Raw genomic sequence first — 23,137 nt, 5'->3', positions numbered from 1 at the left:
GTAAAGGGACGTATGATGGATGATCATTCGCCCCAAGCCGACCGATTCGAGTTTCTCGTCACGCCTGAGCAGGCAGGCCAGCGCCTGGACCGGTTTCTGGCTGAATCCATCGGCAGTCTGTCCCGCTCGCGTGTCAAATCCCTGATCGAGGCCGGACAGGTTTTCTGCGACGGTGCCATCATACGCGAGCCTTCCGAAACCACCAGAGCGGGACGCCACTTCACCCTGATCGTTCCGCCCGCAACGCCTGCCCGCCCACAGGCAGAAGACCATGCGCTGCCGATCCTCTTCGAGGACAGGGACCTGATCGTTCTCGACAAGCCGGCAGGCCTTGTGGTGCATCCGGCGCCCGGCAACGAAACAGGTACGCTGGTCAATGCCCTGCTCGGCCATTGCGGCGAGGATCTCGAAGGCATAGGCGGCGAAAAACGCCCCGGTATCGTTCATCGTCTGGACAAGGATACTTCCGGGCTCATGGTGGTGGCAAAGACGCCTCTCGCCCATAATGCGCTTTCCGATGCCTTCGCCGCACGTAACATCGACCGTGCCTATCAGGCACTTGCCTGGGGGTTACTCCCTGCACAGATCAGCTATGACGGTGCCATCGGGCGTGACAAACGCGATCGCAAGCGCATGACCGTGGTCGCACAGGGCGGCAAACATGCACTGACCCATGTCCGTTGCCTTGAGGCCTTCGACGCCTCGGTCAGCCTGATCGAATGCAAACTGGCTACCGGGCGCACGCACCAGATACGGGTCCACCTCTCACAGGCCGGCCACCCGCTTCTGGGCGATCCTGTCTATCTGCGCCGCATCCCGGCCGCGGCACGCGGTCTTGGAGAGGCGGCAAAACGGGCTGCACTGGATTTTCCACGTCAGGCGCTTCATGCCGCCAGACTCGGTTTCACGCATCCACGTAGCGGTGAGACCCTGCTTTTCACCTCTGAGCCACCTGAGGATTTCCAGACTCTTCTCAAGGTCTTGCGTGCAGGCGGCAGTGCCGGTCGGCGCGCCTGACAGCGGGTCGGACTACGGGCCCGCGCACGGATCGGGCAGGGAAAAATGTCGCCCAGGTTAATTGGGAGTAATGTGGTACGTTTTCTTGACTCGCAAAAACCTGTATGATCCACTCCTAGCCAATCCGACGAGCTGACGCGCCGCCGGAACGGACGTGCCGTATGAGATCGCTCAATGGGAGGGTGTCATGCGGTGACGTAAGTCCTTCCTCACCCATGCGTCACCCGGTACCGGGAACCAATCAGGAGTTACTCCGTATAGATGGTTCCTCTCCAGTCCGGGCGAAAGGAGTTGCAGCCCAATGGCCTCTTCCGCCGTCATGTCCATAGGTCCTGAGAACAATCTCACACGGTATCTCCAGGACATCCGCAAATTTCCCATTCTGACCCCGCAGGAAGAAGTCGAACTCGCCCGTCGCTGGCGCGACAAAGAGGACGACTCCGCGGCGCATAAACTCGTCACATCCCATCTGCGTCTCGTTGCGAAAATCGCCATGGGTTATCGCGGCTATGGCCTTCCGCTGAACGAACTGATCAGCGAAGGCAATATCGGCATGATGCAGGCCGTCAAGCGCTTCGATCCGGATCGCGGCTTCCGTCTGGCCACCTATGCTATGTGGTGGATCCGCGCGGCAATGCAAGAATACATCCTGCACAGCTGGTCGCTCGTCAAAATGGGCACGACCGCCTCGCAGAAGAAACTGTTCTTCAACCTGCGCCGCCTCAAGGGTCAGATGCAGGCGATCGACGATGGCGACCTGAAGCCCGAACAGGTCGACAAGATCGCCACGACCCTTGGCGTGCCGGAGCAGGACGTCGTCTCGATGAATCAGCGTCTGTCAGCGCCGGATCACAGTCTCAATGCGCCCCTGCGCAGCGACAGCGAAGGCGAATGGCAGGACTGGCTCGTAGACGATCAGGAGAGTCAGGAAACGACTCTCGGCGAAGCTGAGGAAATGACAGGTCGTCAGGCCCTGCTCAGCGAAGCCATGAAATCGCTCAACGACCGCGAACGTCATATCCTGACAGAGCGTCGCCTCAAGGACGAGCCTTCGACGCTCGAAGAGCTTTCGCACGAATATGGCGTGTCGCGCGAGCGTATCCGCCAGATCGAGGCACGGGCTTTCGAAAAGCTGCAGAAGGCGATGGCGGCTGAAGTCGAACTGCGTCGCAAGCAGGATGAGGGCTTCTCCCTTCATCATCATGTTCCTGCCTGAGTAAAAAGACAGGTCACGCCGGAACTGCGTGGCCTGTCTTTTTCATAGCCTCCCTGTTCCGTCCGGATATGGGTCTCGCTCGCCGTCCATACCGACACCCTGGATGCGTTACGCGCGCTGTCCCTCCCCGTCGGCCTCACCGGGCGCCACGATGCGTCGACCGCATCCTTCCGGGTCGCGGGCAAGAAAATGAGACCCACAGCCCAGATGGAGCGCAGGCGCTTCGGATATGTCGCGCGTGTCGCTGATATGGCCTGCCTCTTGCCCCTCTGCCCCCACAGGGAGGCAAAGGGGGCCTTCTTCAGGCCACCGAGATCGCCCTTTCTTCCACTCGGCTCTCGACCAGATAAGGCCCGGCAGCCAGAATTTCGATACTGACGACAGCGCCCGCCGCAGCACTATCGAGGTGAAGTGGCAAGATACAGTCGCCATCCATCCAGCGGCAGGCCTCGGCCTCGATCGCATGCCAGCCTCTCAGCGTCTCCGTTGTCAGATGACCCGTGATTTCGCGATGTTTTAGGCTGGAAAACTGATCGATACGCCCGACGAGCACACCCAGCCGCCGTCTGTCATCGACGAACGGCCCGATCGTATCGCACGGACGCGACGCCCGTGAGACGAGACGTACGTGCTCGCTGCCCTGAGGGAGCATGAAGACAACGCGGGTCGCCTCACGCCTTACGGGTCTGAAGCGGTGCCCGTGAATATCGATCAGCATCAGATCCGGATCCTGCGTCAGGTCATCCCGGTTATCCTGCTCAAGACACGCCCCTCCGGCCAGACGACGGTAAAGTGGCTCAGCAAAATCGCGACTTACGTCGAGCGGTAACGCATAACGCGGCGTATCCGGCGTGCCCTCGGACCGGGACAGGCTCGTCAGGTTTCCGTTCTGCGTAAAACTGCGACGGTTGCCTGTATCGATATAGCTCTCGGTTGCTGCGCCTTCGGCGAAGATGATTGCGTGATCGGCCAGCTCGATATGGAAATATTCGTAGCTCCTGATCGACGTGTCATAAGCGATTGTCGTGCCATTCACGAGCATGCGAATGGGGAGCATACGCCCTTCGAAAGCAAAACAGTGCTCCGGCGTTACAAAGAGATCCCGCGTCGGCACGCCATCGCCGAAAGCGCCTGCCTCGATACGTACGGGATATCCGGCCAGGTCGAGGGGCTGCCATGGCTCCAGACGGTTGAAACGGCTGCCCACCCAGATCGCAGGCCGGAACTCGACGCCATTTTCTCCCTGGCAGGCAATCGCATCGCCCACACGGATATCCTCAACCGGAACTTCGCCCCGATCGGTCAGGATGCGCGTCCCTTTGACGAAACATACGTCGTTCGCAGCCTTGTTGACGATCAGATAGCCTCCGGTCCCGACCGAAGGATCCTGTACAACGGATCCGATACCTGCAGAGACAGTGGCCCCCGAGCCCACCTGCCCATTGATCATGGTGCCCCCCGCCTGGATGGTCGAGGTGTCGGACGTATATCCGCTATTGTAGAAGATATCGTTCACCGAACTCCCGCCGGACATAACGGTGACAAAATCGGAATTGAACTTGTTCCCGTTCGTTATCCCTCCGGAACTCACGTTGACCAGCCCGTTTGCGATGTATGAATCGAGCAATGTCCCGCCATTCTGCACATAGATCGTATTCGCGAGGCTGTTCAGACCGCTGACGACCGCACCGCTGGTGATGTACAGAACGGTACCGGCGGTAAGTGAAACCGGCGCCGAAACCGAGCTGAGCGCATTCTTGAAAACGGTCACGCCATTTGACAGAACCGCGCTCCAGACATGCGTCAGGACGGTACCCGGCTGACTGGGCGGCGTGGTGGGGATGGTGACTGTGCCACCGATAGAGGTATAGGTTGCCAGATACGTCCCGGCATCGGCATGAAATCCGGAAAGATTGACCCCCGAAGCGAAGACGGCAGAGCCGCCCGAAAAAACCTGAAGACCGTTCACATTGGCGCCCGTGGCTGCGCTGACAGTCGTATTGTTGTTGACGGTTGCACTGCTGATCGTCGCGCCACTGGCAACCTTCACAGACTGTACTGCGAAGTTGTACCACGAATAGGTGTCGTCGGTGGAGCTCGCGCCGGTACTCAGGGTGACGTCACACCCATCGAGCTGGTTATGACTGAGAGAGGCTCCGTTATCGACCCGGACATAGGCACGGGTGATATGCGACGATGTGACGCTTCCGCCCGCGTAGACGCTGACAGTAACGATAGCGTTTGAAATACAGGTTAGGCCCGATACGTTTGCACCACTCTTGACGTACAGAGAGGCACCGGCATTGAGAATGACCGGACCGCTGACGGTCGTCGTGGCGTTCTGGTATACTGTCGTTCCATTGACATTGACCGCCGACCATATGCCATTCAGGACAGCCCCCGTAGGAACGACATCTCCATTGCCCGAATAGCCGGAGAACGTCATGTTCCCGGAAGCGACATAACCACCGTTCAGTGCCTGAAAGCCGGTTGTCGTGTCAGCCGCGAGAGAGGCGGAGCCGCCATTGATCGCCGTGATATTGGACCCTGTAGCCCCCGACTGAAGCTGCAGATAGCCCTTGGTGTCGACTGTCGCATCGGTGACGGTTGCCCCTCTGAGCGCATAGGACCAGATGATCCCCGTCCCCACGGCCTGAAACGTATCGCCTATCGACTGCGCGCCTGAACTCAGCGTCGTGCCTACACCGTTCAGGATATTGCCGCTGAGCACACCACCATTGGCGACGCCGAGTGTTCCACCCGTCAGGTTGTTGCCTGCCAGAGTTCCACCGGACTGCACCGTGACAATCATGCTCGATCCGGTGAGGCCGGATAATGTCGCACCGCTGGTGATCGTGAGGTTCGCGTGCGTCCCGAAGGTGACAGGCGGTGCGACAGACGTGGTTCCACTCTGGAACATCGTCTGTCCGTTTACATTCACCGCAGACCAGTAACCAGTTAGCGCTGCCATATCACTTCCTTTTATTATCGACGTTTCCGAACGAAGATCGAAGTAAGACAGGCAAAACAGGCGCAGATTTCCCGAGCCTTCAAGCCAATCAGTTCGTATCGACGCAGGGAAGTCAGTTGTTATTGGGCCAACATACAGGCCAACACAAAGACAATGGAAGTGGACGAATCGCCAAGGCTCTTGGGTGATGATTTTTTACTATCTAATGACGTTTTTTATTTAAATGAGTACTTATGTTATTGTTTTTTTAACTAATATACTCATGCAGCAATCCCACAATCTGGTCACTAGTTTTGGACAGTTTAAAGACATCGAGGACCCTTTATTCATCGTTTCTATAATAAGAAAATTTTTTTCATTTCATTAAGAAATTGTTGGTTATTAACCATCAAAATACCGAATAAGATGGAATTTAACGAGGTTTTACCATTACAAACTCACTTTATGAACAAAACAATCTATCAGTTACTTTTTCACGCGGGCTTGATTACTTGACCATCAAGTAAAGATTGGCACTTCACCCAAGGCGAGAAGTGTTAACACTTCTCGTCTCTCATCCTCTATTTCGCGTTATCGCGCCTGACCTGCTCGATAAGCGCGACGAAATCACGCGCTTCGTCACCCGCCTCGATGGATCGATCCATCCTGTCACGCACAATATTCGCATAGGGAATACTTGTGCTCAGTGCCGCCGCCGCATCGATGGCCATCTTGACATCCTTGAGCCCCAGACTCATCGGCGCGCCGGGGTTGTCGTAGGCCTGCTCCACCATCAGGGAACCGTAATTCCTGTGCACCGGCGCCGTGAAAAAGCTGTTGGTCATGATATCGAAAACGATCGACGGATCGGTGCCCAGCTTTTCGTTGAGAACAAAGACCTCTGCCATCTGCTCTATCGTTGTATAGATCATGAAATTCAGACTGAGCTTGATCAGCCCTGCCTGGAGCGGGTCGGGTCCGACCACGAACAGACGTTGGCCGATACAGGCAAAAACCGGCTCGTATCGCCTGATCAGTGTGTCCTCGCCCGCGGCAAGCACGAAGAGATCTCCCGCCTGCGCTGCCGGTGGACGCCCCAGCACATTGGCCATCAGGAAGCCCTGTCCCCGTTCGGCATGACCGTCACGCAAAAGGCGTATCTGATCGAGAGACAGGGTGCTGCAACAGATATGCACCGCCCCCGGACGCATAGCGCTCGCAATGCCGTGCTCTCCGAAACAGGCTGCCTGCGTCGTCGCATCGTCGAACAACATGGATATGACGAGATCGACCTGTGCTGCGAGCGCGGCAGGGGTGTCCGCCGCCTTGGCCCCCTTTTCCACAAAAAGCCGCGTCTTCTCTTTTGTACGATTATAGACAACCAGTTCATGCCCGGCATCGAGCAGACGCATGGCCATAGCCTGACCCATGGCCCCAAGGCCCATAAACCCAATTTTCATGACCGCAGAACTCCATCCGTAGGCGCCCCTCCCGTTGAAGAGCACAGGGCGATCCTAGAATGATCTTTTCTGGCTTTCTTACGCATACGGGCCATAAATCGACTCATGGACGCCAAACTGAGCATGTCACCGCCCGAATCAGGCCATTCCGCCGCGCCATGGCTGCTCGGCGGCCGCATGGCACAGACCAGCAGGCGTGTCGCCCGGCTGCACAATCATGCGCGGGGCCAGATTTTCGGTATCACCCATGGTGTGATGGCCCTGCGTACGGATCGGGCCTACTGGACAATCGGTGCCGGGCAGTTTCTCTGGTTGCCCCCCGATCTTCCTCACGAGGCACGCTCGCATGGCGCTATCAGTGGCTGGAGTCTGTATATTGCCCCCTTTCGCTGCACTGATCTGCCTTCCGCTCCCTTTCTCTCTCAGGGAACCACCCTGCTCAACGCGCAGGCTGAACGCCTGTCCGATATAGCCCGCCCCGCCCTCTGGTCAGCGGTCACAGAACGTCTGGCCGAGAGTTTCTGGGACGAATTCTGCGCTCTTCCCCGGGAAACGGCTGCGCTCCCCTTCCCGCAGGATCCAAGGCTTAAACGCGTGGCGCAGGCCCTTTGCGACGATCCGTCGGATAACCGGAAGCTGCTGCAATGGGCAACCTTGGCCGGAATGTCCCAACGGTCTTTCATACGTCATTTCGGACCGGATACAGGACTGAGCTTTTCGGCATGGCGGCAGAGACTGCGCATGATTCAGGCCATGGAGCAGCTCGCCCGTGGCGACAGCGTCTCCGATGTCGCTGCTGCCGCCGGATATGAGAGCCTCGGCGCATTTTCGGCGGCTTTCCTGCGGGTGACAGGCACGCGTCCGCTCACGCATAAGCGCCCCGCCGGACGATAAAACCGGATAGCGTGACGGCCTGACCGGCTCATCAATAAAAAACGGGCCTTTCGGCCCGTTTTCCAGTCTCGTGGAGAGATATCCTGCGCTCAGTCCTCGAACGGATCGCGCATCAGAATGGTGTCGTCGCGCTCGGGACTGGTCGACAGAAGCGTTACCGGCGCCTCGATCAGCTCTTCGATACGGCGGATATACTTGATGGCGGCAGCAGGCAGATCGGCCCAGCTGCGTGCACCGAAAGTCGTTTCCTGCCAGCCGGGCATGGACTCGAAAACGGGCTTCAGACGTGCCTGAGCCGCGGGGCTGGAAGGGAAAGACGTAATCATCTTGCCGTCCAGCTCATATCCGACACAGATCTTCACTTCCTCGAACCCGTCGAGCACATCGAGCTTGGTGAGCGCAATACCGTTCACACCACCGACACGTGCGGCACGACGCACGAGCACGGCATCGAACCAGCCGCAGCGACGCGCACGCCCTGTCACGGTCCCGAATTCACGCCCGCGTTCGCCCAGCTTCTGGCCGACATCGTCGAAAAGCTCGGAGGGGAACGGCCCCTCACCCACGCGGGTCGTATAGGCTTTGGCGATACCGAGTACGAAACCTACCGTGCCGGGACCGACACCGCTCCCGCTGGCAGCAACAGCCGCAACCGTGTTCGAGCTGGTCACGAAAGGATAGGTGCCATGATCGACATCGAGCATGACCGCCTGTGCGCCCTCGAACAGGATACGACGCCCGGCGCGACGGGCCTCGTCCAGACGCTCCCAGACCGAACAGGCGAAAGGCAGCACGCGCGGAGCGAGCTTTGCCAGATGATCGAGAATCTCCTGCTTGGTGAAGGTCGGCGCACCGAGCCCGGCCAGAAGCGTGTTGTGATGCAAAAGAAGCTCATCGAGCTTCCAGTCCAGCGTTTCGGGCTCGGCCAGATCGCACAGGCGAATGGCGCGACGGGCCACCTTGTCCTCATAGGCGGGACCGATGCCGCGGCCCGTCGTGCCGATCTTGCGATCGCCGCGTGCGGCTTCGCGCGCACGGTCGGTCGCTACGTGCAGCGGCAGGATAAGCGGCACGTTATCGGCAACCCAGAGCGTCTCCGGATTGACCACCAGACCCTGAGCCGACACGCGGTCGATTTCCGAAAGCAGGGCTTCAGGATCGACCACCACACCGTTGCCGATCACGCCGGTCTTGCCGCGCACCAGCCCCGACGGCAGCAGAGAGAGCTTGTAGACCTGATCGCCCACCACCAGTGTATGACCGGCATTGTGACCGCCCTGGAAGCGGACGACGATATCCGCACGGCTGGCCAGCCAGTCCACGATCTTTCCCTTGCCTTCGTCACCCCACTGGGTGCCGATGACGGTGACGTTGGACATGCTCTTATCCTTTTACAGCGTGATGAGTTCGTCAGCGACGAAAACGAAGGGGCAATTGAGACGACGAGCCTCGACAGCGAGATCCTCGACCGCATCGAGACCGGCGACCGTGGCGTAGCCCTCACTGCGCAGCCGTGCCGCACCTTCGGAATCCAGTGCCTCGGGCGCGATATAGACGCGCGGACGAAGCGCGATCGGGCGAGCGGCGCGCAGCAGCACTTCGGGGCGGAAGGTCAGGCCGCAGGCGGGTTCGTCGCCCTGTGCCTGATAGCGTCCGCCGCGCCCCAGCTCCTCGCGCTGGCTGCGCGCGAAAACTGTCATGCAAACACCGGTGTGATACTGCCAGCCACGGAATTCCGCGGGGTCTACAGTCAGACGAAGCGACGGTGAACGCGACTGTATGGCCCGCACGACCGCCGTCAGGCGATCTGCATGAACGCGTATCCCTTCGGGCAGATCGAGTGCATCGAGAATAGCCAGGGCCGTATCCGCGGGCCCGCAGGCCTCAACAAGCGACGTCAGCACATCGGCAACGGGACCACCCAGCTCGGCCACCGCAGCCATATCCTTGCGGTCGAGCGCATGAACGAGCTGTGCACGGCGCGTACCGGTATAACCGGAGAGACCGACCAGCGCCTGCACGAGTGCCGGACAGGACAGATCGAAGGAGTAGTCCTCGATCCCCAGGCGTTCGAGCGCTTCAGCGGCGATCAGCACGATCTCGCAATCCGCCTCGATGGAATCGATGCCGATCAGCTCGATCCCTGCCTGGCTGATCTGACGCTCGCCCTCACGTCCGGGCGTGCCGATGAGAATGCAGGAGCCGGCATAGGACAGACGCAGCGGGCGGGCGCTGGCTGCAAGGCGCGTTGCGGCTATACGGGCGATCTGCGTCGTCATGTCGGGGCGAAGCGCCATCATGCGACGGGAATCCGGATCCATCAGGCGGAAGCTCTGTTCCTCCAGTGCCTGACCGGCCCCATGCAAAAGCGACGTCTCGAATTCGAGAAGGGGCGGACGGACGCGCTCATAGCCGTGCGATGCAAACACATCCATGACGGATTCGATCCCCTGCGCCTCGGCTTCCGCCTCGTGTTGCAGCAGATCGATAAAGCCGGAGGGCAAAAGGGCTGTATCAGGCTCGTCAGTCAGTTTCATGCGTCATATTCCATGCTGACACCCTCATAGGCCCAGTCGAGCCAGGGGAGAAGCGCCTCGATATCCTCTGCATCAACGGTTGCCCCGCCCCAGATGCGCAGACCCGGAGGGGCATCGCGATAAGATGCCAGATCGTACCCTGCGTGTTCCTCTGCGATCAGGGCGGTAAGACGCTTGACGATCTTATGCTGTATCTCGACCGGCTTTGCCGAAAACCAGGGTGCCACGATGCGCAGGCAGATCGATGTGGTCGAACGCTGGTCAGGGTCCTTTGCGAGAAACTCAACCCAGTCAGTCTGGTCGACCCATCGCGCAACATGATCGAAATTTGCCCGTGACCGGGCCTTGAGCGCTTCGAGCCCCCCGATGGAGTCAGCCCATTTCAGGCCGTCCAGCGCATCTTCGACACAAAGCATCGACGGGGTATTGATCGTATCGCCCTGGAAAATGGCAGAGATCAGACCTTTGCCATTCGTAAGCCGGAAAATTTTCGGCAGCGCACGCGGTGTGGCCTGCTCCAGACGGGCAACGGCACGCGGGCTGAGCGCCACCATGCCATGAGCCGCCTCACCGCCGAGCGCCTTCTGCCATGACCACGTCACGATATCGAGACGATCCCAGGGGAGATCCATTGCAAAGGCGGCCGAGGTCGCATCGCAGATCACCAGACCGTCATGCGCGGCCGGGATCGCGTCACGACCGGGCAGACAGACTCCCGATGTCGTCCCGTTCCATGTCAGAACGACGTCGTGCGACCAGTCGATACGCGACAGGTCGGGCAAAGACCCATAGGGCGCTTCATGAACGGTCAGATTGTCGAGTTTGAGCACATCGCGCAGATCCTGTGCCCAGAGGCCCGAGAAACTCTCGAAAGACACGACGTCGACAGGCCGGTCGCCGGCAAGCGCCCAGAGAATCATTTCAACCGCACCGGTATCGGAGGCAGGGACGATGCCGATTTTCCAGTCGTCGGGGACACCGAGCAGAACGTGCGACCGATCGATCACCTCCTTGAGGCGCGCCCGTCCTTCGGGCGCACGATGCGACCGCCCCAGCAGAGCGCCATCGAGTGCGTGCAGGGTCCAGCCCGGACGCTTTGCGCAAGGGCCTGACGAAAAGAACGGTCGGGCAGGTTTCCTGACTGGGCGTTGGGGCATGATGGGTCCGGCAAGCTGGAAGAAACTTCGCGAGATATGCCGGAGGCAGACCCAAAGGCGCAAGTCATGCCCGGGTCGCTCACATTCTTTCGATGAAAAATCTGGTACGAGAGGGGGGATTCGAACCCCCATGCCTTGCGGCGGTCGATTTTGAGCCGACTACGTCTACCGTTCCGTCACTCTCGCACGATGCGCGAAGTGTTAGCGAGTATCCGCCCAAAAGGCAACGGATACCGGGCCTCACAAGGGCAGGAGCCGTGACCCGCCCAGCAATGCGGCAAATCGGCTCGATACCACCGGAGGCGAGAACAGATAGCCCTGCGCCACAGGGCATCCGATACGTCGCAGCATGGCAAGCTGTTCAGCCGTCTCGACCCCTTCAGCAACGACATCGACCGATACAGCCTGCCCGAAACGGATGATCGCCTCGACAATCACCTCCATCGATGCCTCTGTGCAGATCTGACGGATGAAGCTGCGATCGATCTTGATAGATGAAACAGGGAAATCGCGCAGGAAGCTCAGCGAGGAATAGCCTGTCCCGAAATCGTCGAGCGTGATCCGCATGCCGGCCCGTCGAAGCAGCGTCAGCGCACGATGGATAAACTGATCGCTGTTCTGATAGAGCACATGCTCTGTCAGTTCGAGTTCGATCAGCTTCGCCGGAAGACCGAAACGGTCGAGACGCGCAAGCAGCTTCTCGGCGTAATCGTCCTGCATGAATTCCACCGGCGCGACATTGATGGAGATATGCGGCGGCATGATGCCCATACGCTGCCACTGGACGAGATCCTGAAAAACACGCTCGTGGACACGGGCCGAGACACGCGTTGCCAGATCGTAGGAGCGGAAGATCTCCGGGAACGCTTCGGGGCCGGAAACCCGCCCCCCTTCATGCTTCCAGCGCATCAGGGCTTCGGCACCGATAATCCGGTTGTCTGACAGACGCACCATGGCCTGATAGGCCGGATACACCAGATCTTCTCGCAACATATGTCTTATCAGGTTCGATTGTGCCGTTACCCCGTCGCCGGGCCTGACCATGCCAGGATCGAACAGCCTGTAGCCACCCCGACCGCGTGCCTTGACGTCATTGACGGCAAGAACCGCGTGATGCTGCAGCCGTGCAAGCGTATCGCCATCCTGCGGGAAAAGGGCTGCCCCGATACTCAGCCCGAATGTGATCTGCTGCGTCCCGATCCTGATAGGCAGGTCGACAAAGCTCAGCAGGGCCTGGGCATGGGCTGCCAGCGTCTCAGGGCTGACTTCGCCCGTAATGAGAACCGTGAATTCATCATCGCCGCTTCTTGTCATCAACCCGCCCCCTGCCGTGAGCAGGGTCAGGCGATCGGCGACGAGACGCAGCACGAGATCGCCGATATCGTTGCCGTAGAGATCGTTCAGATCGCCGAGATAATCGATATCGACAAGCAGATATCCAATTGTCCTGCTCTTAGACGCGGCTGCCGCCAGAAGGGCTTCCGCTTCGCCTTCGAAAGCGCGCCATGTCGGTAGCCCTGTCAGCCGGTCTTTTGTCGGTCCTCCCTCCTCGTCCCCCACCTCCGGACGATGCGTCGTGTGCAGGAACCGGCTTTCTTTTGCGCCGAGAGAGGCACCAGGCGGTGGCAGGGGAAGGCTCCCCGTTATGCCCTCGGCCCGGGAAGCTGGCTCGAACAGGGTGTCGGTCGTGGAGGCGCCTGTATCGTGCTTCCCCGTATCGTGCCCACCGGTATCGCGGCCACCAGCGTCGCGCGCCCCTCTGGCGCGATCCGGAACCTCTCCCGCCGTCTCCCCTCGTTCTGCCGGCCCCCTTCCCGTCGCGAGGCCGCTGACTGAAGCGTGACCCGCCGCGCGCTCACCTGCGGGCCTGACGCCGGACAGACGGGACAGGCCCGATTGCAGCAGCGGAAAATCGGCCTCCGGATGGGCGAATAAAATCCATCCACCTCCTTCCTGCAGGCCCAGTTTCTGCCAGTGCAGATCCGTTTCCACAGGCTCTCCGTCGTGATGGCGCAAGATCACGTGACGCTGGATGCAGTAATCCAGCGCATCGGGACAACGGCAGGGGAGAGGCCTGTCCGCGCCATCGATCAGTTCGGTCCAGTTCAGCGCACCGGGCCTGCGGTCCAGGCCGGAAAAACTGGCCCAGTTCCCGTTCAGATAGGAGATGCGTCCATCGCCATCGACATGACAGGCCAGCAAGGGCAGCCAATCCAGAACATGGTTGTCGCTGCTACCTGATACGGATTGTGCGGAGGGTGCCCTCATTCGTCTCCCAGTCTCCCGGGGCCCAGAGACACCCCCTATGTTTCCGATACCCCAATCGCGATGCAGACACTGTATGCCGTTTTTGTGGAGTGGGCATGCGCAACCGGCATGAGACGCTGCCGAAAGACCCTTCCACTCCAGAACAGATGAGAACCGGAAACACCGTTCCGGGTTCGCTGGGGCTTGCGATGAATTTGCCGTTACGCCGACTTTACGCCGCGACGCCGCACATCAGACGGATATTCTGCAGAGCCGCCCCTGACGCCCCCTTGCCCAGATTATCGAGGCGGGCCGTAAGCACAGCCTGGCGGCGCGCGTCATTGCTGTGCACACGCAACTCCATCGTGTCACGGCCTGCCAGAACGGCGGCATCGAGCCGGGCGATATCGGGTGACTCGATGCTCACCTGGCTGGCCCCCTCGTACCGCGCGCGCAGACAGGCCTCAAGATCCGCCCCGGTAACGTGACCGGGCAGCGATGCCAGATGAAGCGGGATGGAGACGATCATTCCCTGAGCGAAGTGACCGATCGACGGCACGAAAAGCGGACGGCATTCGAGCCCCGAAAAACGCATGATCTCGGGCACATGCTTGTGCTCAAGGCCGAGCCCATAAAGCTCGAAAGCGGGGCCGCCATTCTGATCGTGGGCCTCGATCTCGCTCCGTCCGCCGCCGCTATAACCACTGACAGCATTGATCGTCAGAGGTTGGTCGGCAGGGATCAGACCGGCATCGACGAGAGGGCGAAGCAGGGCGATCGCGCCTGTCGGGTAACAGCCGGGATTGGACACATAGCGGGCCGTTTCGATACGCGCAGCCTGCCCGGAATCGAGCTCGGGAAAGCCATAGGTCCAGCCATCGGCCACACGATGAGCGGAGCTGGCATCGAGCATGCGTACATCTTCCAGCCCTTCGGCAAGCGCCACGGCCTCACGCGAGGCATCATCGGGCAGGCACAGAACGACGAGATCGGCACGCGCCATCATCTCGCGTCGCGCCTGCGGGTCCTTTCGTCTGGCAGGATCGATCGAGAGAACCTCGACAGGCAGGCCGCGCAGACGTTCCCTGATGCCCAGTCCTGTCGTTCCAGCCTCACCGTCGATGAAGACCCGTGTCATCAATTCATTCCTTCACTAAAATATTCCATCTGGACGAAGTAAGCATTTACATGGCTTTGTCCAACATATGATGGATAAAGATACTCTCTCCCACCAAGGTTTTCCCCATGAGGGGGAACCGCCCCTGCTGCAAGGCGGCAAGCTCAAAGACCGCCATATTGCCATGATCGCGCTTGGCGGTGTTATCGGTGCTGGCCTGTTCATCGGCAGTTCTGCCGCTATCGCCGCCGCTGGCCCTGCCATTCTTCTGACCTATATCGGCACGGGTCTTCTGGTCGTCATCGTGATCCGCATGCTGGGTGAAATGCTTCTCGCCAGACCGGGAATCGGCACGTTCATCGACTGCATACGCGCAGCCCACGGAAACTGGGCAGGTTTTCTGTCCGGCTGGCTCTACTGGCTGTTCTGGGTCGTCACAATCGGCTCCGAGGCGATCGGCGCCGGAATCGCCCTGCAGGACTGGGTCGCTCTGCCTATCTGGATTCTCGCACCGTCGCTGATCATCGCGGTCAATCTTATCAACCTTGTTTCGGTGCGCGTGTTCGGTGAGTGCGAATTCTGGCTTTCGCTGATCAAGGTCGCTACGATTATTGCCTTCTGTGCACTCGGCCTGCTCAGTCTGAGCCATTTCATCGGCCCGCACCCGAAGGTCGTTCATAACGTTTTCAGCCATGACGGCCTGTTTCCCCATGGCTGGGGTGCTGTCCTCGCAACCGTTCCGACCGTTCTTTTTTCCATGATCGGGTCGGAATCCGCGACGGTCGCCGCTGCAGAATCGGAGAATGCCGAAGAGAACCTGGCCCGCGTGACACGCACCATCGGCGTGCGCGTCACCCTGTTCTATGTGCTCTCGATCATATTGATCCTGACACTCGTCCCCTGGACGGCCATCGAACCCGGCTACTCGCCCTTCGTAACAGTCATGCGCCATATCGGCGTTCCGGGTGCCGCGACACTGATGCAGGTCGTTGTCTTCACCGCCATTCTCTCCTGTCTCAATTCGAGCATCTACATCACATCGCGCACCCTGCGTGGCCTGGGCGAGCTTGGCGATGCACCCCGCTGGTTCGCCCAGCTGTCCAAAATGCAGGTCCCACAACGTGCCGTGACGTTTTCGAGCCTTATCGGCCTGCTTGTGGCGTTCTGCTCGATCCTCTCACCCAAGCTGATCTTCGCTTTTCTTCTGGGGGCGACCGGTGCCGTCATGCTGCTGATCTACGGCCTGATCGTCTCCTCGCATCGCATCTTCCGCCTGCGGGATCCGCAGAACAGGGCATTTACCCTGCCTTTCGGAACGAGCCTGAACATCGGCACGCTTGGCGCCGTGGGCCTTGTGGTGATGGCCATGCTCGTTCAACCGGCCCAGCGCCAGACCATTCTCGCCAGTCTGGCGAGTGTCGCCGTAATCATGGGGCTCTACGCCTTGTGCAGGCGAAACAGATAAGACAGTCTCAAAGCCCCGACCCTCTCTTAGAGGGCCAAAGTCAGGATGGCCGGAATGAAGTCTTTTCTCTCTCTTACCGGCGCCCTGACGGGCGCGTTGCTGCTCAACGGGGTCTTGTCAGCACCGCCCTCTCACGCTGCCGCGGCGAACCGCGACACACCGAAAGACAGTATGGCCGCTCAACCGGGGCCTGAACTGCTTTCATCGCCGGTCAGACCGGAGACCGATCGCGCACGCGACGCCTTGCGTAAACCGCTCGATCTCCTGTCTCTGGTGCCTCTGCCCAGAAACGCCGTCGTGGCCGACCTGATGCCGGGTAGCGGCTATTTCACGCGCCTGCTCAGTCTGGAAGTCGGTGCGGGGGGCCATGTCTACGCTGTCATTCCTGCCGAAATGGCTGCACGCCATCCGCAGCTTGCCCAGACGGCTCAGGCCATTGCCGCCACACCTGCTTATGGCAATGTCTCTGTCGTCATGACACCGATCGTGGACTTTCACGTCTCCCAACCGCTCGATCTGGTGTGGACCTCGCAGAATTATCACGATGTCTATGGAAGCATGGGTCCGGAAACGGCGCAGCGTATGGACCGTGCCATCTATCAGGCACTCAAACCCGGCGGCATCTTCATGGTCATCGATCATGTAGCCGAACCGGGCTCAGGAACGATCGCGCCGACAACATTGCACCGTATCGACCCGGCACTGGTGATCAAACAGGTGGAAAGCGTCGGTTTTCAGCTCGTGACCAGCAGTCCCGTTCTGCATAATGGCGATGATACCCATCGCCTGCCCGTTTTCGACAAATCGATCAGAGGCCGCACGGATCAGGCTGTCCTTAAATTCCAGAAGCCGTTCGACAAGGGCAATGGCCACTGACCTGAGGGCTGCCTATACTCCGGGGCAAGACACCACTGCACCCGGAGCCTCCCTTGACCCAGACAGCCTCCCAACCCTCATCCGGGACCTCGGAACACGACGCCGCAGCAGCACTCGATCGGCTGATCGCCATTATGGAGCGTCTGCGCGACCCACAGACGGGTTGCGCCTGGGACAGGGTGCAAACCCATGAGACGATCGCCCCCTTCGCCATCGAGGAAGCCTATGAGGTGATGGACACCATTGCCCGGCAGGACTGGAAAGCCCTCCCGGACGAGCTGGGCGACCTTCTGCTTCAGGTCGTCTATCAGGCACGCATTGCACAGGAGGCCGGTCGCTTCGATTTTGCTGACGTCGCACGCATGATTGGCGACAAGATGATCCGTCGCCACCCCCATGTGTTCGGCGATCAGGCACTCGACCCCGATCTGTGGGAACGCAACAAGCAGGCCGAACGCGACGCAAAAGCGGAATACGGCATTCTGGCAGGCATTGCGCCTGCTCTGCCCGCTCTGATACGGGCCGAAAAGCTGGGAAAACGCGCAGCGCGTGTCGGCTTTGACTGGGAAACACCGGAGCAGGTTCTCGAAAAGATCGATGAGGAACTCAACGAGGTACGCGCAGAACTGCCCGGCGGCGACAAGGCCCGCCTCGAAGACGAAATCGGCGACGTCCTTTTCACGGTTGCCAGTCTTGCGCGAAAACTCGGCCTCGATCCTGAAGCCTGCCTGAGACACGGCAATGCAAAATTTACCCGGCGCGTGGAAACGATGGAAGCCGTTCTCGCCGAGACAGGAAGCACGCTGGCCGAACTGGACCTTGCTTCACAGGAGGCGCTCTGGCGTGACGTCAAGATCAGACTTGCCGCGCTGACTGCCGCCTGACCCTGCCATCGCGCTTCCGGCGACCACAAGACCACAAACGGCCCATTCGACCGGGCCACCCTCAAGCTGCGGCGACAGACACGCCAGGTCGAACGCGCGACACGACTGAAACCCTGCCTGAACCAGGCCGGAGCGCGTCATCGCATGGCGACGCCCGGTCGGACTGACCCGACAGACAAGCCCGACCTTCATCGTGTTCGATAATGCTTCCCGCGCGACCCTACCTGCGGATTTTCATTCCAGGTACTGCCTCGTCTGAGAAGGGCCGCCGGAAACGCCAGCGAGAACCGCAATGGTTCTCGCGGCGATAGCAACAGGTTTCAGACCTGCAGATCGAGGGCCTGAGCGATGGTCTTCGTGACGACGTCGGTCGAGATGAGTTTAGAGCATTCGAACTGACGATCGGTATTGGCGTGTCTCGGGCACCACAGAAAATCGTTATGGTCGAATTTGTGACGCGGATCGTTCCAGCACGAATTGCAGGAATGCCAGGTGATGATACGCCATGGCGTGTAGAACTCGTTGTTCGGGTGCGTGAACCCCGAGATCATGACCGTTTTTGTGCCCATGGCCCAGGCCAGCCAGGACAGACCCGAGCTGAGACCGATGAAAAGATCGGCATGCTTGAGCCAGCGCGCCCGTTCGCTCAGCGGTCGGTTGCCTGTCTCATCTTCGGCGCCGTTAGGGATCTGGTTCCAGACGATCCCAGCACCGCTGAACGGCTTCTGGTCGATACAGATTACCCTGTAGCCCTGCTTTTTCAGATAGGTAATAACCCCCAGCCAGCCGCCCGGATTATTCCAGTATTTGCACTGGGCCGAGGCCTGTGTCGCGATACAGACATATGGCTCCTCGATGGGCCGCGTATCGTCATCGAGCACAATCCTGGGGGGCGCTTCCGTCGGATCGACACCCAGAATATAGCCTGCCGTACGATGCAGGCCGACATAGCGGAAATCGCAGGGCTGGTGGATGGTATCGTCGTCTTCGAAAAACAGACCGATATTATAGCTGGCGTAAACCTGCGATCTGAGCGGGCTCTGCTCGAATTCTTCCTTCGTTGTGAGCTCGATCCCGGGATAGGCCTTGGCGAACAGGGGAATGATCACCTTGGCCATGGTGCAGATGACCCGCGCACCGCTCTGCTCTGCAAAGCGCGCGACATAGGGAAACCAGCCCATCGTGTCGCCAAGCGTGCCGACCGGCAGCTGAACAAGCACGATCTTGCCGCGCGCATCGAATTCATGACGCAATACCTTGGTCTCGGTGCCGTCCGGTGACAGACGCTCGACATCGATTGCAAAGCGGATAAAGAATTTCTTGGTGGACGACAGATGCCCTTCTTCCAGCTCGCCCTGAAAGATGATCGTGGAATTGTCGAGATCCGTGAGCGTTGCCCGCCAGCGCCCGTCAGGACGTTTTGGCAGCAGAACGCGTGCGCCCCAGTTGAAGTCGAAATGGATCCCCTGCCCTGCATCGTTGGTCGGCAGGTCTGGCGGCAGAACATAGGGGTTGATGACAGCAGGCTGAGCGGGCGCAGCAGGTGGCGTCTGGTCGGCAGGCTGATCCGAAGACTGGGGTGCGGGAGACTGGGTCATGGGAGCAGTATTATCTGTAGACATGGGCCGCATCGTCACTTTCTGGATGATAACCGGGAGAGAGCGCCCGATGCGACCCCCTGATGATGTACGCAGTTAATGCTTCTGTTCAGCGCGCTATCTAAAGTCCGCGTTCATATTCTTCAACGCACGTTCGCTTCACTTATTTTTCAAATAATAACGAGCACTATGCAGCACCTGTCCAGTTCCCTGCCGTGATTTTCAAATAGCCAACCGGTTTTTTCCCGATAGCGCGCAAAGCGCCAGCTCTCCTATGGCATTCAGGGTTTCGAAAGATGCCCCGTCTCTCGCCTGGACGCCCATACCGGTCATCACAGCCCCGAAATACGCAGCCATGAGGCCCACATCGACCGTCTCAGGCAGATCGCCTTCGGCAATACCCCGACGCAGGCGCGCCTGCATGAGATCCTCGGCCATATGGCGCTGGGCGATCATCATGTCGCGCAGCCTGGATTGTGCTGGTGAGCATTGCGTGGCCGCGACGGCAATCATGCAGCCTGCCGGCGTATCCGGACAGGTGAAGGCCGAGGCTGCAGCTGTCAGCAGGGCACCGAACGCGTCTCGCGTCGTCCCCTCACGTTCGAGCGCCTCGGTGAACCAGCGTCCTGCCTTTCGGGCATAGGCCTCGACGGCCTCGATATAGAGCGCCTCCTTGCTCGTGAAGGAATTGTAGAAGCTCGATGCGCTGATCCCCATCACGGCAATCAGATCGTCGAAGCTCGTCCCCTCATAACCACGATCCCAGAACAGGGTCATAGCCTGTCCGAGCGCGCGCGCGCGGTCGAAACCGGGTGGGCGTCCACGGCCGCGCCGTGGGGGAGAATCTTTTTTTGGTGTCATCGCTCCATTAATCCTTGAAACCTGCTTCAGGCTTCTCATATGCATGATGTTGGAACGAACGCTCCACAATTAAACCCGCCTCGTCATTCTGAAATTTTTTGCTGCCGATCGTTTCCACCGCACGGCCGCATCTTTGAACAGGTTCGATCATCATGAGCAAACTTGCAGGTAAAGTCGCTGTCGTCACTGGCGCGTCAAAAGGCATCGGCGCCGAGATAGCCAGAGCACTTGCCGAGGCAGGCGCCTCGGTTGTGGTCAATTACGCCTCCAGCCGCGAGGGTGCGGACAAGGTCGTTGCGGCGATTACCGCCGCAGGCGGCAAAGCCGTCGCTACGCAAGGCGATGTGTCGAAAAAAACCGATGCCGCCCATATCATCGATACCGCCATCAAGTCATTCGGACGCCTCGATATCGTCGTCAACAATTCGGGCGTTTATGAGTTTGCCGGGATCGAAGAGATCACCGAAGAGCATTTCCATCGTCTGTTCAATATCAATGTGCTGGGCACACTTCTCGTGACGCAGGCAGCAAGCCCGCATCTCGGCGAAGGAAGCAGCATCATCAATATCAGCTCGGTCGTCACGCGTGTCACTCCGCCCCAGACCGCCGTCTACACCGGCACCAAGGGGGCGATCGATGCCATTACCGGCACGCTTTCCCGTGAGCTCGGCCCGCGCCAGATCCGTGTCAATTCAATCAATCCCGGCCTGATCAAGACGGAAGGGACCAATACGGCAAGCGTTATCGGCTCCGAGATGGAACAGGCGATCATTGCCCAGACCCCGCTCGGTCGCACGGGTGAGGTGCAGGATATCGGACCGATTGCCGTCTTTCTGGCCTCGGACGACGCCCGCTGGCTCACAGGCGAAACACTGCTTGCGTCCGGCGGCGTGCGTTGATCGTCTGACTCCGATTCCAGACCGGACGATCCTCCCGGTGAGCGTTTCAGCTCGCCGGGAGCAACTTCGTGTCAGGGTGAATGGCGGCCCCAGCGCGAGGCCCGGAACCCCAGCATCGTTCAGTAAGGTCGTGTCTTTTCCTGAGCGATCCAGTCCTGCACTCTCTGACGCAGGAGAGCGAGAGGCATAGCCCCCTCGTCCAGCACCAGATCGTGAAAGCGCCTCTCGTCGAAACGCGCGCCAAGCGCGTTTTCCGCCTGATGACGCAAATCGAGAATGGTCATTTCCCCAATCTTGTACCCCAGCGCCTGACCGGGCCATGAAATGTATCGGTTAGTCTCGTTCTGGATGTTTTTCTCAGCCAGAGCCGTGTTATCGCGCAGGCAGGCAAGGGCCTGATCGCGTGACCAGTTTTTCCAGTGAATACCGACATCCATCACCAGACGACAGGCGCGCCACATTTCCATCGAGAGCTGTCCGAACCGCTCATACGCGGTCGGATAAAGCCCGATCTCATTGACAAGCTGCTCGGAATACAGCGCCCACCCCTCGACAAAGGCTGTCGTGGCGTAATCACGCCTGAAGCCGGGCAGATCGGTCATTTCCTGCGCAAGCGCAATCTGGATATGGTGCCCCGGCACGCCTTCATGCGCCACCAGAGATGGCAATTCGTAAAGCGGCCTCTGATCGAGATGCGAGGTGTTGATCATCAATCCGCCTGAAATACCAAGCGTCGGACTGCCTGGATCGTAACGACCGGTCGTATAGCCCTCTTCGATGGCGCGCGGCACTTCACGTACGCCGTAGGTCAGACGCGGCAGCTTGCCGATCAGCCGTGGCAGTTCATTATCGATTTTCTTGGCCAGAAAACTCGCTTTTTCGAGCAGGGCCAGACGTGTCGTGACATAGAAATGCGGGTCGGCCTTGATATGGGCCACGAAGGCCTTGAAATCCCCCTTGAACCCGACAGCATCCATCTGAAGCTGCATTTCATGATGGATACGGGCTATTTCCGACTGGCCGATATCAAAAATACGGTCGGGGGACAAAGTCGTGGTGGTCTCGCTTTTCACGAGATAGGCATAATAGGCGCGTCCGTCCGGCAGGGCCGAGGCGCCCAGCGTCTGTCGGCTCGCCGGCAGATATTCCTGGCTGAAAAACCGCGCGAGTGCCTGTTCGGCCGGTTTGATCTGCTCATGAACGATGCGTGCACCCTCAGCGCGCAGCGTTTTGCGTGTCCCCTCGGGGATGGATGCTGGCAGCGTGTCGAAAGGACGCAGGGCAGCGTTTTCACGCTCGGGCAGATCGGCCTGCGCCTGAACGGTGCGGGCGGCAATTTCCGCAATCAGACGCGGCTGCACAAAACCGGTCGCAATACCGCGCCTCATATTGGCAATCTGCTGGGCATCATAGGCCGGAATACGGCTCATGCGTATCAACCAGCGTTTTGCATCGGCCTCGCTCTGCAAGGGCGTATTATCGGCGGCGTATCCGACCTCCTGATAAAAACCCTCATCGCTGGTAAAAGGCATGCGTGACGGGTCGAATTTCTGCCCTTCTATTGCCAGATCGTTCTCCCAGATCATCAGCTGTGCGTTGAGACGATCCTCACCCGTCAGGGTGCTGAGATCGATCCGGTCGAGGCGCTTTTTGAATGCGCGTCTCCGATTCAGTTCGTCAGCCTCGCCCGAAGGGCTGACATCCGGCCAGCATTCGGCAGCATCGTGATCTCCTCGTGCCGCGGCAGAGACGGGATCGAGCGTCGCGGTGAAGCGATCGTAATCCCTGACAATTGCTCCGATATCATCGGCATGTGCAGCGCAGGTCGGCGCAAGCGTCGCGATACCAAGTGCAATGCCGAAAACGAGCGCCCTTGCACCGCACGTCGCTCTTCTGTTGCTGATCTGCCTGCGCATCCTGCCTCCTGCCAAAACGGTCCGGGTGCATAACGACCTGAAT

General features: G+C 59.5%; 18 protein-coding genes and 1 tRNA gene. 7 read left to right on the top strand and 12 right to left on the bottom strand.

Features of this window, described 5'->3' with window-relative positions:
• The first annotated feature begins 12 nt into the window (after positions 1-12).
• On the top strand, positions 13-1,017 hold the full coding sequence (locus tag NF685_RS07185) for an RluA family pseudouridine synthase (protein ID WP_252849139.1): 1,005 nt from the start codon (positions 13-15) through the stop codon (positions 1,015-1,017).
• A gap of 301 nt (positions 1,018-1,318) precedes the next feature.
• Positions 1,319-2,233 (top strand): RNA polymerase sigma factor RpoH, encoded by a 915-nt coding sequence (gene rpoH, locus NF685_RS07180; RefSeq protein WP_222546767.1) that lies wholly within the window; start codon positions 1,319-1,321, stop codon positions 2,231-2,233.
• Between the two features lie 301 nt (positions 2,234-2,534).
• On the opposite strand, the gene NF685_RS07175 is transcribed toward rpoH, so the two are convergent.
• Positions 2,535-5,204: a Hint domain-containing protein gene (locus tag NF685_RS07175; protein ID WP_252849138.1), complete on the bottom strand. Its 2,670-nt coding sequence runs from the start codon at positions 5,202-5,204 to the stop codon at positions 2,535-2,537.
• 560 nt (positions 5,205-5,764) lie between these two features.
• Positions 5,765-6,643: an NAD(P)-dependent oxidoreductase gene (locus tag NF685_RS07170; protein WP_222546764.1), complete on the bottom strand. Its 879-nt coding sequence runs from the start codon at positions 6,641-6,643 to the stop codon at positions 5,765-5,767.
• 123 nt (positions 6,644-6,766) lie between these two features.
• Here NF685_RS07170 and NF685_RS07165 point away from each other — a divergent pair, with 123 nt between their 5' ends.
• Entirely contained in the window at positions 6,767-7,537 is a 771-nt protein-coding gene (locus tag NF685_RS07165) for an AraC family transcriptional regulator (protein WP_222546763.1), read from the top strand.
• An 89-nt stretch (positions 7,538-7,626) separates the two neighbouring features.
• Here the strand turns inward: NF685_RS07165 and NF685_RS07160 are convergent, their stop codons facing one another.
• From NF685_RS07160 to argC, 6 genes are all read right to left on the bottom strand, one after another.
• Entirely contained in the window at positions 7,627-8,916 is a 1,290-nt protein-coding gene (locus NF685_RS07160; RefSeq protein ID WP_252849137.1) for an adenylosuccinate synthase, read from the bottom strand.
• A 12-nt stretch (positions 8,917-8,928) separates the two neighbouring features.
• Entirely contained in the window at positions 8,929-10,074 is a 1,146-nt protein-coding gene (locus NF685_RS07155; protein ID WP_252849136.1) for an ATP phosphoribosyltransferase regulatory subunit, read from the bottom strand.
• Positions 10,071-11,231, bottom strand: a complete 1,161-nt coding sequence (locus NF685_RS07150; protein ID WP_252849135.1) for a phosphoserine transaminase — start codon at positions 11,229-11,231, stop codon at positions 10,071-10,073. Before NF685_RS07150 ends, NF685_RS07155 begins: the two co-directional genes overlap by 4 nt.
• A gap of 102 nt (positions 11,232-11,333) precedes the next feature.
• Positions 11,334-11,417: transfer RNA gene (locus tag NF685_RS07145), tRNA-Leu, on the bottom strand.
• A 54-nt stretch (positions 11,418-11,471) separates the two neighbouring features.
• A complete protein-coding gene (locus NF685_RS07140; protein WP_252849134.1) occupies positions 11,472-13,499 on the bottom strand; it encodes a putative bifunctional diguanylate cyclase/phosphodiesterase in 2,028 nt (675 codons plus the stop codon).
• Between the two features lie 211 nt (positions 13,500-13,710).
• A complete protein-coding gene (gene argC, locus NF685_RS07135; RefSeq protein WP_252849133.1) occupies positions 13,711-14,616 on the bottom strand; it encodes an N-acetyl-gamma-glutamyl-phosphate reductase in 906 nt (301 codons plus the stop codon).
• Between the two features lie 67 nt (positions 14,617-14,683).
• Here argC and NF685_RS07130 point away from each other — a divergent pair, with 67 nt between their 5' ends.
• From NF685_RS07130 to mazG, 3 genes are read left to right on the top strand one after another with little or no spacing between them, the layout of a single operon-like run.
• Entirely contained in the window at positions 14,684-16,060 is a 1,377-nt protein-coding gene (locus NF685_RS07130) for an amino acid permease (protein WP_252849132.1), read from the top strand.
• A 54-nt stretch (positions 16,061-16,114) separates the two neighbouring features.
• Positions 16,115-16,936, top strand: a complete 822-nt coding sequence (locus NF685_RS07125; protein ID WP_252849131.1) for a class I SAM-dependent methyltransferase — start codon at positions 16,115-16,117, stop codon at positions 16,934-16,936.
• 53 nt (positions 16,937-16,989) lie between these two features.
• A complete protein-coding gene (mazG, locus tag NF685_RS07120) occupies positions 16,990-17,820 on the top strand; it encodes a nucleoside triphosphate pyrophosphohydrolase (RefSeq protein ID WP_264813661.1) in 831 nt (276 codons plus the stop codon).
• A 320-nt stretch (positions 17,821-18,140) separates the two neighbouring features.
• Here mazG and NF685_RS07115 read toward each other — a convergent pair whose 3' ends face one another.
• From NF685_RS07115 to NF685_RS07105, 3 genes are all read right to left on the bottom strand, one after another.
• Positions 18,141-19,418, bottom strand: a complete 1,278-nt coding sequence (locus tag NF685_RS07115) for an autotransporter strand-loop-strand O-heptosyltransferase (RefSeq protein ID WP_252849130.1) — start codon at positions 19,416-19,418, stop codon at positions 18,141-18,143.
• A 222-nt stretch (positions 19,419-19,640) separates the two neighbouring features.
• The gene (locus NF685_RS07110) at positions 19,641-20,279 is read right to left on the bottom strand and encodes a TetR/AcrR family transcriptional regulator (protein WP_252849129.1); all 639 of its coding nucleotides are present in this window, start codon (positions 20,277-20,279) and stop codon (positions 19,641-19,643) included.
• Between the two features lie 7 nt (positions 20,280-20,286).
• On the bottom strand, positions 20,287-20,433 hold the full coding sequence (locus NF685_RS07105) for a hypothetical protein (protein ID WP_252849128.1): 147 nt from the start codon (positions 20,431-20,433) through the stop codon (positions 20,287-20,289).
• Here NF685_RS07105 and NF685_RS07100 point away from each other — a divergent pair.
• Positions 20,432-21,178: a glucose 1-dehydrogenase gene (locus NF685_RS07100; RefSeq protein ID WP_222546755.1), complete on the top strand. Its 747-nt coding sequence runs from the start codon at positions 20,432-20,434 to the stop codon at positions 21,176-21,178. The two genes, NF685_RS07105 and NF685_RS07100, sit on opposite strands and share 2 nt — an antisense overlap.
• 119 nt (positions 21,179-21,297) lie before the next feature.
• On the opposite strand, the gene NF685_RS07095 is transcribed toward NF685_RS07100, so the two are convergent.
• Complete coding sequence (locus NF685_RS07095) at positions 21,298-23,094, bottom strand: DUF885 domain-containing protein (protein WP_252849127.1); 1,797 nt, start codon at positions 23,092-23,094, stop codon at positions 21,298-21,300.
• Positions 23,095-23,137 lie beyond the last annotated feature (43 nt).

This window comes from Asaia lannensis NBRC 102526, assembly GCF_024054035.1.
GTDB classification, from domain to species: Bacteria; Pseudomonadota; Alphaproteobacteria; order Acetobacterales; family Acetobacteraceae; genus Asaia; species Asaia lannensis.
Note: the sequence above shows the minus strand (reverse complement) of the source record. Positions and strands in the feature narration are given on the sequence as shown.